The organism is Mammaliicoccus sp. L-M44 (assembly GCF_022386355.1).
GTDB classification, from domain to species: domain Bacteria; phylum Bacillota; class Bacilli; order Staphylococcales; family Staphylococcaceae; genus Mammaliicoccus; species Mammaliicoccus sciuri_A.
Window position 1 is genome coordinate 80,833 of sequence record NZ_JAJNIU010000006.1, and the last position, 18,006, is coordinate 98,838.

Annotated in this window: 15 protein-coding genes; all 15 read left to right on the forward strand. The window is 33.7% G+C overall.

Annotated features, from left to right (window positions below):
- The first annotated feature begins 27 nt into the window (after positions 1 to 27).
- Positions 28 to 804, forward strand: a complete 777-nt coding sequence (gene rpsB, locus LQ611_RS05025; RefSeq protein WP_025905323.1) for a 30S ribosomal protein S2 — start codon at positions 28 to 30, stop codon at positions 802 to 804.
- Between the two features lie 93 nt (positions 805 to 897).
- Positions 898 to 1,785 (forward strand): translation elongation factor Ts, encoded by an 888-nt coding sequence (tsf, locus tag LQ611_RS05030; protein ID WP_025905324.1) that lies wholly within the window; start codon positions 898 to 900, stop codon positions 1,783 to 1,785.
- 84 nt (positions 1,786 to 1,869) lie between these two features.
- A complete protein-coding gene (gene pyrH / locus LQ611_RS05035) occupies positions 1,870 to 2,592 on the forward strand; it encodes a UMP kinase (RefSeq protein WP_025905325.1) in 723 nt (240 codons plus the stop codon).
- 17 nt (positions 2,593 to 2,609) lie between these two features.
- Complete coding sequence (gene frr / locus LQ611_RS05040) at positions 2,610 to 3,164, forward strand: ribosome recycling factor (RefSeq protein ID WP_037587780.1); 555 nt, start codon at positions 2,610 to 2,612, stop codon at positions 3,162 to 3,164.
- Between the two features lie 140 nt (positions 3,165 to 3,304).
- Positions 3,305 to 4,057 (forward strand): isoprenyl transferase, encoded by a 753-nt coding sequence (locus LQ611_RS05045; RefSeq protein ID WP_025905327.1) that lies wholly within the window; start codon positions 3,305 to 3,307, stop codon positions 4,055 to 4,057.
- 11 nt (positions 4,058 to 4,068) lie between these two features.
- Positions 4,069 to 4,851: a phosphatidate cytidylyltransferase gene (locus LQ611_RS05050; RefSeq protein ID WP_103361323.1), complete on the forward strand. Its 783-nt coding sequence runs from the start codon at positions 4,069 to 4,071 to the stop codon at positions 4,849 to 4,851.
- Between the two features lie 15 nt (positions 4,852 to 4,866).
- Positions 4,867 to 5,997 carry a 1-deoxy-D-xylulose-5-phosphate reductoisomerase gene (locus LQ611_RS05055; RefSeq protein WP_107572773.1) on the forward strand — a complete coding sequence of 377 codons (1,131 nt, stop codon included), beginning with the start codon at positions 4,867 to 4,869 and terminating at the stop codon, positions 5,995 to 5,997.
- A gap of 2 nt (positions 5,998 to 5,999) precedes the next feature.
- Positions 6,000 to 7,286 (forward strand): RIP metalloprotease RseP, encoded by a 1,287-nt coding sequence (gene rseP / locus LQ611_RS05060; RefSeq protein WP_058611079.1) that lies wholly within the window; start codon positions 6,000 to 6,002, stop codon positions 7,284 to 7,286.
- 17 nt (positions 7,287 to 7,303) lie between these two features.
- On the forward strand, positions 7,304 to 9,007 hold the full coding sequence (locus LQ611_RS05065) for a proline--tRNA ligase (RefSeq protein WP_107572772.1): 1,704 nt from the start codon (positions 7,304 to 7,306) through the stop codon (positions 9,005 to 9,007).
- Between the two features lie 97 nt (positions 9,008 to 9,104).
- Positions 9,105 to 13,424: a PolC-type DNA polymerase III gene (locus tag LQ611_RS05070; protein WP_374229765.1), complete on the forward strand. Its 4,320-nt coding sequence runs from the start codon at positions 9,105 to 9,107 to the stop codon at positions 13,422 to 13,424.
- 121 nt (positions 13,425 to 13,545) lie between these two features.
- Positions 13,546 to 14,013 carry a ribosome maturation factor RimP gene (gene rimP, locus LQ611_RS05075; RefSeq protein WP_037587791.1) on the forward strand — a complete coding sequence of 156 codons (468 nt, stop codon included), beginning with the start codon at positions 13,546 to 13,548 and terminating at the stop codon, positions 14,011 to 14,013.
- Positions 14,014 to 14,031: 18 nt separating this feature from the next.
- On the forward strand, positions 14,032 to 15,099 hold the full coding sequence (gene nusA, locus LQ611_RS05080) for a transcription termination factor NusA (protein ID WP_037587793.1): 1,068 nt from the start codon (positions 14,032 to 14,034) through the stop codon (positions 15,097 to 15,099).
- 17 nt (positions 15,100 to 15,116) lie between these two features.
- Positions 15,117 to 15,401 carry an RNase P modulator RnpM gene (gene rnpM, locus LQ611_RS05085; RefSeq protein WP_025905335.1) on the forward strand — a complete coding sequence of 95 codons (285 nt, stop codon included), beginning with the start codon at positions 15,117 to 15,119 and terminating at the stop codon, positions 15,399 to 15,401.
- Positions 15,398 to 15,724, forward strand: a complete 327-nt coding sequence (locus LQ611_RS05090; protein WP_025905336.1) for a ribosomal L7Ae/L30e/S12e/Gadd45 family protein — start codon at positions 15,398 to 15,400, stop codon at positions 15,722 to 15,724. Before rnpM ends, LQ611_RS05090 begins: the two co-directional genes overlap by 4 nt.
- 4 nt (positions 15,725 to 15,728) lie before the next feature.
- Positions 15,729 to 17,828 (forward strand): translation initiation factor IF-2, encoded by a 2,100-nt coding sequence (infB, locus tag LQ611_RS05095; protein WP_025905337.1) that lies wholly within the window; start codon positions 15,729 to 15,731, stop codon positions 17,826 to 17,828.
- The last annotated feature ends 178 nt before the right edge of the window (positions 17,829 to 18,006 follow it).

Here is an 18,006-nt window from a genome sequence, read left to right on the forward strand (position 1 = left end):
GAATAAAACCAATTAGGAGGAATTATCATGGCAGTTATCTCAATGAAACAATTGCTTGAAGCAGGTGTTCACTTCGGTCACCAAACACGCCGTTGGAACCCAAAAATGAAAAAATACATTTTCACAGAAAGAAACGGTATCTACATTATCGATTTACAAAAAACAGTTAAAAAAGTTGACGAAGCATACAACTTTATTAAATCTGTTTCTGAAGAAGGCGGTAAAGTATTATTCGTAGGTACTAAAAAACAAGCACAAGAGTCAGTTAAAGAAGAAGCTGAACGTGCTGGACACTACTACATTAACCAAAGATGGTTAGGTGGTATCTTAACTAACTATAAAACAATCTCTAAACGTGTAAAACGTATTTCTGAAATTGAAAAAATGGAAGAAGACGGTACGTTTGATGTATTACCTAAAAAAGAAGTTGTAGAACTTAAAAAAGAATATAACCGTTTAATCAAATTCTTAGGCGGTATTCGTGATATGAAATCAATGCCTCAAGCATTATTCGTAGTAGACCCTCGTAAAGAGCGTAATGCGATTGCTGAAGCACGTAAATTAAACATTCCAATCGTTGGTATTGTTGATACAAACTGTGACCCAGATGAAATCGACTATGTTATCCCTGCGAACGATGATGCTATTCGTGCTGTTAAATTGTTAACTGGTAAAATGGCTGATGCTATTTTAGAAGGTCAACAAGGCGTTTCAAATGAAGATGTTGCTGAAGAGCAAAACATCGACTTAAACGAAACAGAACAAGCACCTGAAGAAGAATCAACTGAAACTACTGAAGCATAATTTCAAAAAGGTGATAAGGTTCTATAACTTATCACCTTTTTTTAGAAAGATTTAAGATAAACAATATATTATTTAAATAAATGGAGGAATTAGATTATGGCTATTTCAGCTAAACTTGTTAAAGAACTACGTGAAAAAACTGGCGCAGGTATGATGGACTGTAAAAAAGCTTTAACAGAAACTGATGGTGACATCGATAAAGCGGTAGATTACTTACGTGAAAAAGGTATCGCTAAAGCTGCTAAGAAAGCAGACCGTATTGCTGCAGAAGGTACTACTTTTGTTGCATCTAAAGGTAACGATGCAGTAATTCTTGAATTAAACTCAGAAACTGACTTCGTTGCTCGTAACGAAGGTTTCCAAAACTTAGTTAAAGAAATGGCTGATCATATTCTTGATGTTAAACCAGCTGACGTTGATGCATTAAACGCTTCAAAATTAGCTAGTGGTCAAACTGTTGAAGAAAAAATGAACGAAGCTATCTCTACTATTGGTGAAAAATTAACTTTACGTAGATTTACATTAAAAACAAAAACTGATAACGATTCATTCGGTGAGTACTTACACATGGGTGGACGTATTGGTGTATTAACTGTTGTTGAAGGTTCAACTAATGAAGAAGCAGCTAAAGACGTTGCTATGCACATCGCTGCATTAAACCCTAAATTTGTTTCTCGTGACCAAGTATCTGATGAAGAATTAGCTCACGAAAAAGAAATTTTAAAACAACAAGCTTTAAATGAAGGTAAACCTGAAAATATCGTTGAAAAAATGGTTGAAGGTAGAATGCGTAAATATTTAGAAGAAATCTGTGCTGTTGACCAAGCATTCGTTAAAAATCCAGACCAAACTGTTGCTGAATTCTTAAAAACAGACGGTGGCGTGCTTGTAGATTTCGTTCGTTACGAAGTTGGGGAAGGTATCGAGAAACGTTCTGATAACTTTGCTGATGAAGTAAAAGGACAAATGAAAGGCAACTAAGATTGCTTTTTAGGAAGAAGACACGCTTTGTGTCTTCTTTCGTTATATATAAAGACCTAATTATAAGCATAGAGAGGGATCAAGATGACTAAGAATTCTAAATATAAACGCGTCGTATTAAAACTAAGTGGTGAAGCTTTAGCAGGAGATTCAGGCTTTGGCATTAACCCAGTCGTAATTAAAAGTATCGCTCAACAAGTGTCAGAAGTTGCTCAAATGGATTGCGAAGTTGCTGTAATCGTTGGTGGCGGAAACATTTGGAGAGGTAAAACTGGTAGCGATTTAGGTATGGATCGTGGAACAGCTGATTATATGGGCATGTTAGCCACTGTTATGAATGCTTTAGCATTACAAGATAGTTTAGAACAATTAGATTGTGATACTCGTGTATTAACTTCAATCGAAATGAAACAAGTTGCTGAACCATATATTAGAAGACGTGCGATTCGTCACTTAGAGAAAAAGAGAGTCGTTATATTTGCAGCGGGAATAGGGAATCCTTACTTCTCTACTGATACGACTGCAGCTTTAAGAGCAGCCGAAGTTGAGGCTGACGTTATCTTAATGGGTAAAAACAATGTTGATGGTGTTTATTCTGCTGACCCTAAAGTAGATCCTAAAGCAGAAAAATACGAAAGATTAACATATATTCAAATGTTACAAGAAGGATTACAAGTTATGGATTCAACTGCTTCATCATTCTGTATGGACAATGATATCCCACTTGTTGTATTCTCAATTATGGAAGAAGGAAATATTAAACGTGCTGTTCAAGGTGAAGAAATCGGTACGATTATTACAAAATAAACTTGAGGTGTAATTCCATGGCAGATGTTATTCAAGAAACGAAGTCAAAAATGAACAAAACTATTGAAAGTTTCAATAGAGATTTAGCTGGTATTAGAACTGGACATGCAAATGCAAATCTTTTAGAAAGAGTAAATGTTGAGTACTACGGTGTTCCAACACCTATTCAACAATTAGCAGGTATCTCAGTACCTGAAGCGCGTTTGTTAGTTGTTCAACCATATGACAAATCATCAGTTGATGATGTACTTAAAGCAATTAATGCAGCTAACTTAGGTGTTAATCCAACAAGTGATGGTACAGTTATTAGAATTTCAGTACCAGCATTAACTGAAGAACGCAGAAAAGAATTAGTAAAAGAAGCTAAAAAAGAAGCTGAAAATGCTAAAGTTGCAATTCGTAATGTTCGTCGTGATTCAAATGAAGATTTGAAGAAACAAGAAAAAAATGGCGAAATTACAGAAGATGATTTAAGAAATCAAACTGAAGAAGTTCAAAACATTACAAATGATTTCATCAAACAAATAGATGATTTAACGACTCAAAAAGAAAATGACATTTTGGAAGTTTAAAGATAAGAGCTGTACCAAATCAGACTTTGGTACGGTTTTTTCTTTATATATAACAGAATCACTCTTTTTGTGATAAAATGTATTACGATATGTTTAATTAATTTTACATATAAATTCGCGTTTGTTTGATGGAGGACGCTATGATAAAAAAGTTTATAAAGCAAAAACAACAAATAAATAATCAAGACAATGAATTATCGATACCTGAACATATAGCAATTATTATGGACGGAAATGGTAGATGGGCTAAAAATAGAAAAATGCCTCGCATAAAAGGACATTATGAAGGTATGCAAACGGTTAAGAAAATAACACGTAAAGCAAGTGATTTAGGTGTGAAATATTTGACTTTATATGCTTTTTCTACGGAAAATTGGTCAAGACCAGAAGATGAAGTGAAATATTTAATGAAATTACCGGTTGATTTTTTAAAGACTTTTCTACCAGAATTGATTGAAAAAAATGTTAAAGTCACAACGATTGGTTTTACCGAAGCTTTGCCTAAGCATACTAAAAATGCAATTGAAGAAGCTATCGAAAAAACGAAACATAATACAGGGCTAAATCTAGTATTTGCGTTGAACTATGGTGGTAGAGCAGAAATTCTTAATGCTGTTAAAGAACTTTACCATGAAGTTGAAGAAGGCAATTTAACAATTGATGATCTATGTGAAGATAATATTAAGAAATATTTATTCACTTCAGATATTCCAGATCCAGAGTTGCTCATTCGTACATCAGGTGAAGAAAGATTAAGTAATTTTTTAATATGGCAATCATCTTATAGTGAATTTATATTTACTAAGACACTTTGGCCAGATTTTGATGAACAATCACTCATAGACTGTTTGAAAATTTATCAGTCGAGACAACGAAGATTTGGTGGGCTGTAAAGGAGATAAAAATGAAGACAAGAACAATATCGGCAATTGTTGCTATGGCTGTATTTCTTCCAGTCGTAATATATGGTGGATTACCCGTAATAGCGTTAGCGTATTTATTAGCGATTATTGCTTTAAAAGAAATTTTAAATATGAATAATTTATCAATTATTTCTATACCAGGTTTTTTGTCCACTGTTTCGCTATGTATAATATTATTGCCACAAGAACTCATTAATAACGATATTAGCGTTCAACTTAAACTTCTAATCGTAATGAGTTTCTTAATGTTGAGTTATACAGTGATGTCTAAAAATAGATTTAATTTTATGGATGCCTCTTTCTGTGTCATGTCCGTTACATATATTGGAATAGGCTTTATGTATTTCTATGAGACAAGAGAACATGGCTTACAATTTATCTTATTCGCATTATTATTAGTGTGGTTGACTGATACAGGTGCATATATATTTGGTAGATTATTTGGTAAACATAAACTTTGGCCATTAATTAGTCCGAACAAAACGATTGAAGGATTTATTGGAGGTATTTTCTCAAGTTTAATCGTTGCAGTTATTTTTGGACAATATTTTGATATGGATGTATCATTATGGTTATTAATTCCATTAACGATGTTATTAAGTATGTTTGGACAATTAGGTGACTTAGTAGAATCAGGGCTTAAAAGACATTTCGGTGTGAAAGATTCAGGGAATATTATGCCAGGACATGGTGGTATATTAGATAGATTTGATAGCTTTATCTTTGTTTTACCACTGTTAAATCTATTCCTATTTCAATTGTAAATTGGGGTGAGGTCTTTGAAAAATATAGCTATTTTAGGAGCTAGTGGTTCTGTTGGACAGCAAGCATTAGATGTTATAAGAGAACATGCATCACAATTTAATTTAGTTGCATTTTCAGTCGGTAAAAACATTGCTTATGCACAGAATATAATTGAAGAATTTCATCCAGAACTCATATCTGTTCAAAATGAAGAAGATATAGATAAACTTAAACATTTAAATATTGAAATTGTACATGGGGACGCAGGTTTATTAGCAGTTGCAACATACCATAATACCGATATTTTATTAAATTCAATTGTCGGTAGTATAGGCTTAAGACCTACTATCGCAGCTATAGAAGCTGGTATAGATATAGGACTAGCGAATAAAGAAACTTTAGTTGCAGCTGGTGAACTTGTGATGTCAAAAGCTAGAGAACATAATGTTAACATTCTACCTGTCGATTCAGAACACTCAGCAATATTTCAATGTTTAAATGGTGAGAATAAAGAGCAGGTTAATAAATTAATCATAACTGCGAGTGGTGGATCATTTCGTGATTTAACACGTGCAGAACTCAAATCTGTAACACGTGATGAAGCGCTCAACCATCCTAACTGGTCTATGGGTCAAAAGATTACGATAGATTCTGCAACAATGATGAATAAAGGTTTAGAAGTCATTGAAGCAAAATGGTTATTTGATTTAGATATTGACCAAATTGAAACAGTCTTGCATAAAGAGAGTATTATTCATTCTATGGTTGAATTTAAGGATACGAGTGTGATTGCACAATTGGGTACACCAGATATGAGAACACCCATTCAATATGCATTTACATATCCAGAAAGATATACAAGAGATGCAGAAAAATTAAATTTAGCTCAAATTGGTCAGTTAAATTTTAAAGAAATGGATTTCGATCGCTTTAAATGTATACAGTATGCTTATGAAGCCATTAAAATAGGTGGTACAATGCCCGTTGTTTTAAATGCTGTAAATGAAGTAGCTGTAAATAAGTTCTTGAACAATGAAATAACATTTTTGGAAATTGAAGACATGATTGGGGAAGCAATTAAAAACCATGAAGTTATTGAGCATCCAGATTTAGAAACGATTCTAAAAATTGATGCTACATATAAATCTAAGGATTACGGGGTGTAGGCGTGATTTATACAATATTAGCATTTATTTTTGTATTTGGACTATTAGTGACAGTACATGAATATGGACATATGTTCTTTGCGAAACGTGCAGGTATCATGTGCCCAGAGTTTGCCATAGGTATGGGACCTAAAATTTATTCATATAAGAAAAATGAAACACTTTATACAATTAGACTACTTCCAGTAGGTGGTTATGTCAGAATGGCTGGAGATGGATTAGAACAAAATCCATTAACACCAGGTATGCATATCGCAATTAAATTAAACGATCAAAACGAAATAACACATGTTATTATGGATGATCAACATAAATTCCAACAAATTGAACATATCGAAATTAAAGATAGTGATTTTGAAAATGATATTTTCATTGAAGGTATTACAGCAAGCGATGAAGAAAGACATCATTTTAAAATAGCGAGAGAAGCTTACTTTGTTCAAGGTGGAGATTTAATACAAATTGCACCTAAAGATAGACAATTAATGTCTAAAAAGCCTTATCAAAGATTTCTAACTTTATTTGCAGGTCCGTTATTTAATTTTATTCTTGCTTTTGTTATTTTTATTGGGCTTGCTTATTGGAATGGTGTGCCAACGAATGAACCAGTATTTGGAGATTTAGAAGACGGTGCTCCTGCACAAACTGCAGGTATTAAAAAAGGTGACGAAATTTTATCAGTAGATGGACAAAAGATTCAGAAGTTCACAGATTTACAACCTATTTTTAAAGAGAAGAAAACTGAACCTGTAGAAATCAAAGTTGATCGTGATGGTCAAGAAAAGACTTTCAAAGTAGCAGCTAAAAAAGATAAACTAGAAGTTAGTAAAGGTAAATATGAAACACGATACATTATCGGTGTTGCACAACCGACAGAACACACAGTGTTTGGTCCATTAATTGCAGGTATTGAAAAAACAATAGTGGCAGGTCAATTAATATTCCAAGCAGTTCTTGGCTTGATTACGAGCATATTCACGGGTGGATTCTCCTTTGATATGTTAAATGGACCTGTTGGTATATATAGCAATGTAGATTCTATTGTGAAGCAAGGGTTTATTACATTAATGGGTTACACAGCGTTATTAAGTGTTAACTTAGGTATTATGAATTTATTACCTATTCCAGCTTTAGATGGCGGAAGATTATTATTTGTTATTTATGAAATGATTTTCAGAAGACCGATTAATAAAAAAGCAGAAATGGTTATGCTTTCAATTGGTGCTGTATTTTTAATATTTGTAATGATTATGGTTACATGGAATGATATTCAAAGGTACTTCATGTAGCTTATAGGAGGAAACTTATGAAACAGTCGAAAATATTTATACCAACATTAAGAGAAGTTCCTGCAGAAGCGGAAGCAATTAGTCATAAACTTTTATTAAAGTCAGGTATGATTAAACAAAATGCAAGAGGTATATATAGTTATTTACCAACTGCTAAGCGTGTACTCAACAAAATTGAGCAAATTGTACGTGAAGAAATGGAAAAAATTGATGGCGTAGAAGTACTTATGCCTGTGTTACAACAAGCCGAACTTTGGAAAGAATCAGGTAGATGGGATGCATACGGTCCTGAGTTAATGAGATTGCACGATCGTAATAAACGTGAATTTAGTTTAGGACCTACACATGAAGAAGTTGTGACTTCTCTTGTAAGAGATGAATTGAAATCTTATAAACGTTTACCAATCACTTTATTCCAAATTCAAACAAAATTTAGAGACGAACAACGTCCAAGATTTGGATTATTACGTGGCCGTGAATTTATTATGAAAGATGCTTATTCTTTCCACGCTAATGAAGATTCATTAGATGATACATACCAAGATATGTATCATGCTTATCATAATATCTTTACAAGAGTAGGTTTAAACTTTAGACCAGTACTTGCTGACTCTGGTGCTATCGGTGGAGATCATACGCATGAGTTTATGGCTTTAGCTGATATTGGTGAAGATACAATTGTTTATAGTGAAACAAATGACTATGCTGCAAATATTGAAAAAGCTGAAGTAGCTTATACACCTAATCATGAACATACACCATTAAAAGATTTAGAAAAAGTTGAAACGCCAAATGTTACAACAGCACAAGCATTAGCAGACTTTTTAAATGTGACTTTAGATAAAATTATTAAATCAATGATTCTTAAAGTTGATGATGAGTATGTCATGATATTAATTAGAGGTCATCATGAAGTAAATGATGTTAAGTTAAAATCATATTTCAAAACAGATAATATCGAAATGGCAACTGAGTCTGAAATCGTGAATATTTTAGGTGCTAAGCCAGGTAGTCTAGGACCAGTTAATGTAGACCAAATCAAAATTTATGCAGACAATTTCGTTCAAGATATTAATAATTTAGCTGTTGGTGCGAATGAAACAGGTTATCATTTTATTAATGCGAACGTAGACAGAGACTTTAAGATTGAGGCATATGGAGACTTTAGATTTATTCTTGAAGGAGAAGCATTACCGGGTGATTTAGGTACTGCTAAATTCGCTGAAGGTATTGAAGTTGGTCAAGTCTTCAAACTTGGAACGAAGTACTCTGAAAGTATGAATGCGACATTCTTAGATGAACAAGGTAAAGCACAACCACTTATTATGGGTTGTTATGGTATTGGTATTTCTAGAACATTATCAGCAGCAATCGAACAACATCATGATGATAAAGGGATTATTTGGCCAAAAGCCATCGCACCTTATGAAGTACATTTAATTGCGATTAATCCTAAAAAAGAAGAGCAACAAGCACTAGCGGATCAACTTTATGGACAATTACAAAATAAATATGATGTCTTATATGATGACCGTAAAGAAAGTGCTGGCGTGAAATTTAATGATGCAGATTTAATAGGTTTACCAGTACGTGTTATGGTTGGTAAGAAAGCTTCAGAAGGCATCGTAGAAGTAAAACGTCGTGATAATTCAGATAGTAAAGAAGTCCATATTGATGAATTAGATGAAGTACTTGCTACTTTCTATGATGCAGTAAAATAGACTGATAAAAACAACTAAATCTGATATAATATAAGATATTTAAAGAGGCTATTTAATGATTAGCCTCTTTTTCATTTTGATGAAGGTGGTCGTATAAGTGTCAATGACAGGGCAAGAGAAATTCCAAACGCTTCTCACGCAAATGAACATTACAGATGAACTTGATAAAGATGTCGTAGAACAAGGTGAACTTACAAGAATTGATGTGTCCCAATCAAAAAGATTGTGGCATTTCTACATAAAGTTGCCATATTATTTATCAAGTGAAATGTATCTTGTTTTTACAAATCAACTGAAAAGTGCTTTTAGTAGTATTGCGCAAGTTGATTGGACAATTGAAGTGACAACTAAAGAACAAATAGATGAACATATATTGAAATACATTCCACATTGTATTGATGGTACTGAATTAAGTGATAAAGTGAAACATCAACTTAAACAAAAGCCTATTATCTTTGCTGATGATATCGTAAAAGTTCAAGTGAACAATGATATTGAACGCGATTATTTCGATAAGCGTGTTAATGGTTCATTAGTAAAAGCGCTCCAGAAATGTGGCTTTCACATAAGTCGTGTTATATTCGAAACGATGGATAATGAAGAACAAATGAGAAGAGAACTTGAATCATTTGAAGCGCACATCCAACAAGAAGATGAAGAAGCTGCACGTATTGCATCAGAAAAAATGGAACGTATGAAGAAAGAAAAAGCAGAATCTAGTGATAATGAAAATGCTGTATCACGATGTCAGATAGGTAAAGACATTCCTGTAGATTCTATTCGCAAAATAGAAGATATTATTGAAGAAGAGTTCAAAGTAGCACTTGAAGGTGTTATTTTTGATATTGAAATGAAAGAACTTAAAAGTGGTAGACATATTGTCACATTAAAAATTACGGACTATACCGATTCTCTCATACTTAAGATGTTTACGAGAAAAGGCAAAGATGACCTTGAACATTTTAAAGCTTTAAAAGTAGGTACATGGGTAAGAGCACAAGGTAGAATTGAACAAGATCAATTTATACGTGATTTAGTGATGATGATGACGGATATCCATGAAATTAAGAAGTCTCCTAAACTTGATAAAGCAGATGAAAAAAGAGTTGAATTTCACTTACATACATCTATGAGTCAAATGGATGGCATTACACATATTGGTAAGTATGTTGAACAGGCTGCTAAATGGGGACATAAAGCAATCGCGATAACAGACCATAATGGTGTTCAAGGATATCCAGATGCGCATGCAGCTGCCATGAAAAATGGTATTAAAATGATTTATGGTATGGAAGGTATGCTTGTAGATGATGGTGTACCTATTGCATACAAGTCACAAGATATTCCGCTCAAGACAGCAACGTATATTGTATTTGACGTTGAAACAACAGGACTTTCAAGTCAATATGATCAAATTATAGAATTAGCTGCCGTTAAGGTTAAAGATGGCGAAGTAATTGACACATTTGAACGTTTTTCTGATCCAGGAGAACGTCTATCAGAAACAATTAAAAATTTAACCGGTATTACAGATGAAATGTTACGTGGACAACCTGATATCGAAACAGTTCTAAAAGATTTCCATGAATGGGTTGGGGACGCAATATATATTGCGCATAACGCATCATTTGATATGGGCTTTATAGATACAGGATTTGAACGTATCGGACTTGGTGCTACGACAAATGGTGTCATCGATACGCTTGAATTATCACGTACAGTGAATACTGAATATGGTAAACATGGTTTGAATTTCTTAGCTAAAAAATATGGTGTAGAACTTACACAACACCATAGAGCGATTTATGATGCGGAAACAACAGCACATATCTTTATTAAGATGTTAAAACAGTTAGAAGAACTCAATGTTTATAATCATAATCAAATAAACGAGAAGCTATCAAATGATGAAGCATATAAACGTGCAAGACCTTCGCATGTAACGCTAATCGTACAAAACCAAGTCGGACTTAAAAATTTATTCAAAATTGTCAGTGCCTCATTAGTTGATTACTTTTATCGTACACCACGTATACCACGCTCGTTATTAAACAAATATAGAGAAGGTATTCTAGTAGGTAGTGCATGTGATGAAGGGGAAGTATTTACAACGGTTATGCAAAAAGACCAAGATGAAGTTGAAAAAGTTGCGAAATATTATGACTATATAGAAGTTCAACCAAAAGGGTTATATCAAGATTTAATTGATAGAGAATTGATTAAAGATAATGAAACGATGGAAGAAATATATAGTCGTATATTAAGCGTTGGTGAGAAACTTGATATTCCAGTTATTGCAACAGGAAATGCTCATTATTTATACGAACATGATGCTGTTGCACGAAAAATATTAATCGCTTCTCAACCAGGTAATCCATTGAATAGACAAACATTACCTGAAGCACACTTTAGAACAACTGATGAAATGTTGGATGAATTCCACTTCTTAGGTGAAGAAAAAGCATATGAAATTGTTGTTAAAAATACGAACGAGCTAGCAGATAGACTCGAAACTGTAATACCGATTAGGGATGAATTATATACACCTAATATGGAAGGTGCGAATGAAGAAATTCGTGAAATGAGTTATGAGAATGCTAGAAAATTATATGGTGAAGACTTACCACAAATCGTAATTGATAGACTTGAAAAAGAATTAGAAAGTATTATAGGAAATGGATTTGCTGTTATTTATTTAATCTCGCAAAGGTTAGTTAAGAAATCCTTGAATGATGGCTATTTAGTTGGTTCACGTGGTTCTGTCGGATCTAGTTTTGTTGCGACAATGACTGAAATAACTGAAGTGAATCCATTGCCACCACATTATATTTGTCCATCTTGTAAAGAAAGCCATTTCTTTGATGATGGTTCTGTCGGATCTGGTTTCGACTTACCAGATAAACAATGTGAAAAATGTCATGTTGATATGATTAAAGAAGGACAAGATATACCGTTTGAAACATTCTTAGGTTTCAAAGGAGACAAAGTACCGGATATTGACTTGAACTTTAGTGGTGAATATCAACCAGTTGCCCATAATTATACGAAAGTACTGTTCGGTGAAGACAAAGTATTCAGAGCAGGTACAATCGGTACGGTTGCTGAAAAAACAGCTTTCGGTTATGTTAAAGGATATTTAAATGATCAAGGTATTCATAAAAGAGCAGCTGAAGTTGATAGACTTGTTAAAGGTTGTACCGGTGTTAAAAGAACGACCGGGCAACATCCAGGGGGTATTATTGTTGTACCAGATTATATGGATATTTATGATTTTACACCAATCCAATATCCTGCCGATGATCAAAAATCACCATGGAAAACAACGCATTTTGACTTCCATTCTATTCATGATAATATTTTGAAACTGGATATATTAGGACACGATGATCCAACAATGATTAGAATGTTACAAGATTTATCAGGCATTGATCCTAAGACAATTCCAGTAGATGATAAAGAAACAATGAAAATCTTTAGTACACCAGAATCATTAGGTGTAACAGAAGAAGATATTCTTTGTAAGACTGGAACATTTGGCGTACCTGAATTCGGTACAGGATTCGTTAGACAAATGCTTGAAGATACGAAACCAACTACTTTTTCTGAACTCGTTCAAATTTCTGGGTTATCACACGGTACAGACGTTTGGTTAGGAAACGCACAAGAGTTAATCAAAACAGGTACATGTGATTTATCAAGTGTTATCGGTTGTCGTGATGATATTATGGTTTACTTAATGTATAACGGTTTAGAACCATCACTTGCCTTTAAAATTATGGAAGCAGTTCGTAAAGGTAAAGGTTTAACAGATGAATTCGAAGAAGCCATGAAAGAAAATAATGTACCTGATTGGTATTTAGATTCATGTAAAAAAATTAAATACATGTTCCCTAAAGCCCATGCTGCTGCATACGTTTTAATGGCATTAAGAATTGCATACTTTAAAGTTCATTATCCGTTGTTCTATTACGCAAGTTACTTTACAGTACGTGCGACAGACTTTGATTTAAAAACAATGACGAAAGATAAAGAGTCTATTAAAGCAACGGTGAAAGAATATTATAGCCGATTCCATGAATTAGCTAAAAAAGAAAAAGATGTATTAACAGTTTTAGAAATTACAAATGAAATGGCACATAGAGGTTACAAAATCCAACCAGTTAGCTTAGAGAAAAGTGATTCGTTTGAATTCAAAATTGAAGGTGATTCACTTATTCCACCATTTATCGCAGTTCCTGGACTAGGTGAAAACGTTGCGAAACGTATCGTTGAAGCAAGAGAAGAAGGTCCATTCTTAGCTAAAGAAGACCTTAATAAAAAAGCAGGTGTATCTCAAAAAATCATCGAATATCTCGATGAACTTGGATCATTACCAAATATGCCTGATAAAGCTCAGCTTTCAATATTTGATTTATAATGCATGTTCTTGAGCATAGCGACATTATGTGATATACTGTTATTGCTTAAAATAATACTCTGACGTTTAAAGAGTGGGACATTTCCCGCTCTTTTCTGTTTGTATTAAGAGGGAGGTCATTATGAGTAAAGTTGCAGCACACGTTGAGGAAATTATTCAACCAATACTTGAAGATTTAAATTATGAACTTGTAGATGTCGAATATGTCAAAGAGGGATCAGACTATTATCTACGTATTGCAATTGATAAAGACGGTGGCGTTGATTTGAACGACTGCACAATTGCCTCTGAAAAGATTAGTGAAGTTATGGACAAAGAAGATCCTATTAAAGAACCTTATTTCATGGATGTATCTTCACCTGGTGCAGAACGCCCATTGAAAAAAGAAAAAGACTATCAAAATGCAATTGAACAACCTGTATTTATCTCGTTATACGAACCTGTTGAAGGAGATAAAGAATGGTTAGGCGTTTTAAAAGAAGTTACTGAAACATCTATAACGCTAGAAGTGAAAATTAAAACAAGAACTAAGAATGTCACGTTGCCACGCAAGAAAATCGCTAAAGCACGTCGATCAGTAATGTTATAATATAAAGGAGGATACATTGTGAAAGGTAATGAATTATTACTTGCAATTGAATACCTTGAAAAGGAAAAAAGAATACCTCGTGAGGTACTTATTGATGCAATAGAAGCGGCTTTAATCACAGCTTACAAAAAGAACTATGACAGTGCCAAAAATGTTAGAATCGAATTGAATCTTGATGAAGGTACTTATAGAGTTATTTCAAGAAAAGACGTTGTAGAAGATGTTGAAGATTATAGAGATCAAGTAGCATTAGATACAGCGTTAGTTACAAACCCAGCATACGAAATTGGAGATGTCTTTGAAGAAGACGTTACACCTAAAGACTTCGGTCGTGTTGGTGCTCAAGCAGCTAAACAAGCAGTTATGCAACGTTTAAGAGATGCTGAAAGAGGCATTCTTTATGATGAGTTTATTGATAAAGAAGATGACATTGTAACAGGTGTTATTGACAGAGTCGATCACCGTTATGTATATGTTAATTTAGGCCGTACTGAAGCTGTACTTTCTGAAGCTGAGAGAAGTCCAAATGAACAATATTTACCAAATGAACGTATTAAAGTATATGTGAATAAAGTTGAACAAACGACTAAAGGTCCTCAAATCTTTGTATCACGTACACATCCTGGTTTATTAAAGCGTTTATTCGAGCAAGAAGTTCCTGAAATTTATGACGGTACTGTTATTGTTAAATCTGTAGCACGTGAAGCTGGAGACCGTTCTAAAATTAGTGTCACTTCAGAAAATGGCGATATCGATGCTGTAGGTGCATGTGTTGGTGCTAAAGGTGTTCGTGTTGAAGCAGTCGTTAATGAATTAGGTGGCGAAAAAATCGACATCGTTGAGTGGGACGAAGATCCAAAAGTATTCGTAAGAAATGCTTTAAGTCCTTCACAAGTTGTAGAAGTTATCGTAGACGAAGAAAATCAATCGACTACAGTTGTCGTACCAGATTACCAATTATCATTAGCAATCGGTAAACGTGGACAAAATGCACGACTTGCTGCAAAATTAACAGGTTGGAAGATTGATATTAAATCAGAAACTGATGCAAGAGAAGCAGGCATTATTTCAACTGAAGAATCATAAAGTGAGGTGCTTTTATCATGAAAAAGAAAAAGATACCAATGCGTAAATGTATACTTTCAAATGAAATGAAACCTAAAAATGATATGATTCGTGTCGTTAAAAATAAAGAAGGCGAAATAACAGCAGATGCGACAGGTAAAGCACCAGGTCGCGGTGCATATGTTTCTAAAGATCTAGAAGTTATCGAAAATGCACAGAAACAAGGAAAGTTAGAACGTTATTTTGACAGTAATAAAGAAACACTTGAACCTGTCTATAAAGAAATCATTCGTTTAATTTACCGTGAGCGTATACCTAAATGAGTATAGAAAAGAAAGATCAAATTTTAAATCTTCTTGGTCTGGCAACAAGAGCTAGAAAGATTAAGACTGGCGAAGAAATTGTCATAAGTGAGTTAAGAAAAGGCAATGTTAAACTTGTCATACTTTCAGAAGATGCTGCAGCAAATGTTACAAAAACAATAAAAAATAAATGTGCAACTTATCATGTAACACTTTTAACTTTTGCTACACGCTATGAATTAGGCTACGCAATTGGAAAAGAAAGCAGAGTGGTGTTGGGCATAACTGACATTGGATTTAGCAAAAAGCTAAAAACGATGATTCATGATTTTCATGAGGAGTGAGTATATGAGTAAAAAGAGAATATATGAGTATGCAAAAGAAATCGATGTAAAGAGTAAAGCAATCATAGATGAATTAAAAAAGAATAACATAGAAGTATCAAATCACATGCAAGCATTAGAGGAGAATGACATTAAAATTTTAGATAAAGCATTTAAAAAGCAGGATTCTGCTAAAAAAGACCAATCAACTACTCACGCAAATACAAATAAATCAAATAACAACAAACAGAATAACAAACAAAACAATAAACCTAATCATCAACAAAAGAATCAAAAGAATAAAAAGCAAAATAACAAAAAACAACATAATCAACAACAGCAACAACCTAAACCTGAAGTTAAAGAAACACCATCTTTAATTACGTATGAAGAAGGTATTACAGTTGGTGAATTAGCTGATAAAATCAACAAAGATGCTTCTGAAATTATCAAGAAGTTATTCTTACTTGGTGTCGTAGCTAATATTAACCAAGCATTAGATACTGAAACTGTTGAATTAATTTGTGCAGATTATGATATTGAAGCTGAGTTAGAAGTACATGTAGATGCTACTGACTTAGAAAATTACTTTGAAGTTGATGAAAATGATGCAGACTTAATTGAAAGACCTGCAGTTGTTACAATCATGGGACACGTTGACCATGGTAAAACAACACTTCTAGATTCAATCCGTAATACACGTGTTACAGCTGGTGAAGCGGGCGGTATTACACAACATATTGGTGCATACCAAATTGTTAACAATAACAAGAAAATTACTTTCCTTGATACACCAGGACATGCTGCTTTCACAACAATGAGAGCGCGTGGTGCTCAAGTAACAGATATCACAATTTTAGTTGTTGCAGCTGATGATGGTGTAATGCCTCAAACAATTGAAGCAATTAACCATGCTAAAGCAGCTGAAGTACCAATTATTGTTGCGGTAAACAAAGTTGATAAACCAACAGCAAATCCTGATCGTGTTATGCAAGAATTAGGTGAATATGGTCTTTATCCTGAAGACTGGGGTGGAGATACAATCTTCGTTCAACTTTCAGCAATCCAAGGAGACGGAATCGATGATTTATTAGAAATGATTGGTTTAGTTTCTGAAGTTGAAGAATTAAAAGCTAACCCTAACCGTGCTGCAGTAGGTACTGTAATCGAAGCAGAGCTTGATAAATCACGTGGACCTGCAGCTTCTCTATTAGTACAAAACGGTACTTTAGAAGTTGGTGACTCATTAGTAGTGGGTAACACATACGGTAGAGTACGTGCGATGGTTAACGACTTAGGTAAACGAATCAAAACAGCTGGACCATCAACACCTGTTGAAATTACTGGTTTACATGATGTACCACAAGCTGGAGATCGATTTGTTGTCTTCAAAAATGAAAAACAAGCGCGTCAAATCGGTGAAAAACGTCAACAAGAAAATATCTTAAAACAACGTCAAGATAGTAAGAGCGTTTCATTAGATAACTTGTTTGAACAAATGAAACAAGGTGAAATGAAAGATTTAAATATCATCATTAAAGGTGATGTTCAAGGTTCTGTAGAAGCTTTAGCAGCATCATTAATGAAAATAGATGTTGAAGGTGTTAATGTACGTATTATTCATACAGCAGTTGGTGCGATTAATGCATCAGACGTTACATTAGCAGCAGCATCAAACGGTATTATTATCGGATTTAACGTAAGACCAGATGCAGGTGCTAAACGTGCTGCAGAAGAAGAAAATGTTGATATGAGATTACATCGTATTATTTATAAAGTAATCGAAGAAATCGAATCAGCTATGAAAGGTCTATTAGACCCTGAATATGAAGAACAAGTTATTGGTCAAGCTGAAGTACGTCAAACATTTAAAGTATCTAAAGTAGGTACAATCGCTGGTAGTTACGTAACAGACGGTAAGATTACAAGAGATGCAAGTGTACGTATTATTCGTGACGGCATTGTTATCTTTGAAGGTGAATTAGATACACTTAAACGTTTCAAAGATGATGCTAAAGAAGTAGCAGCTGGATATGAATGTGGTATCACAATCGAAAAATTCAACGACATTAAAGAAGGCGACATCTTCGAAGCTTTCAAAATGGTTGAAATTGAAAGAAAATAATTAAGCATAGTTTGAAGTATGTATGACGATTACTCATACTATAAAAATTCAATGAACTCAAATCTCATTATTTAGCATAGGCTAAATAATGAGATTTTTTTTATCAATTCCTCCAAATTACATAAAACTGTTAAAATGTTCGTTTTTAATCAAATTTTAATTTTTCTCTAATTGTATG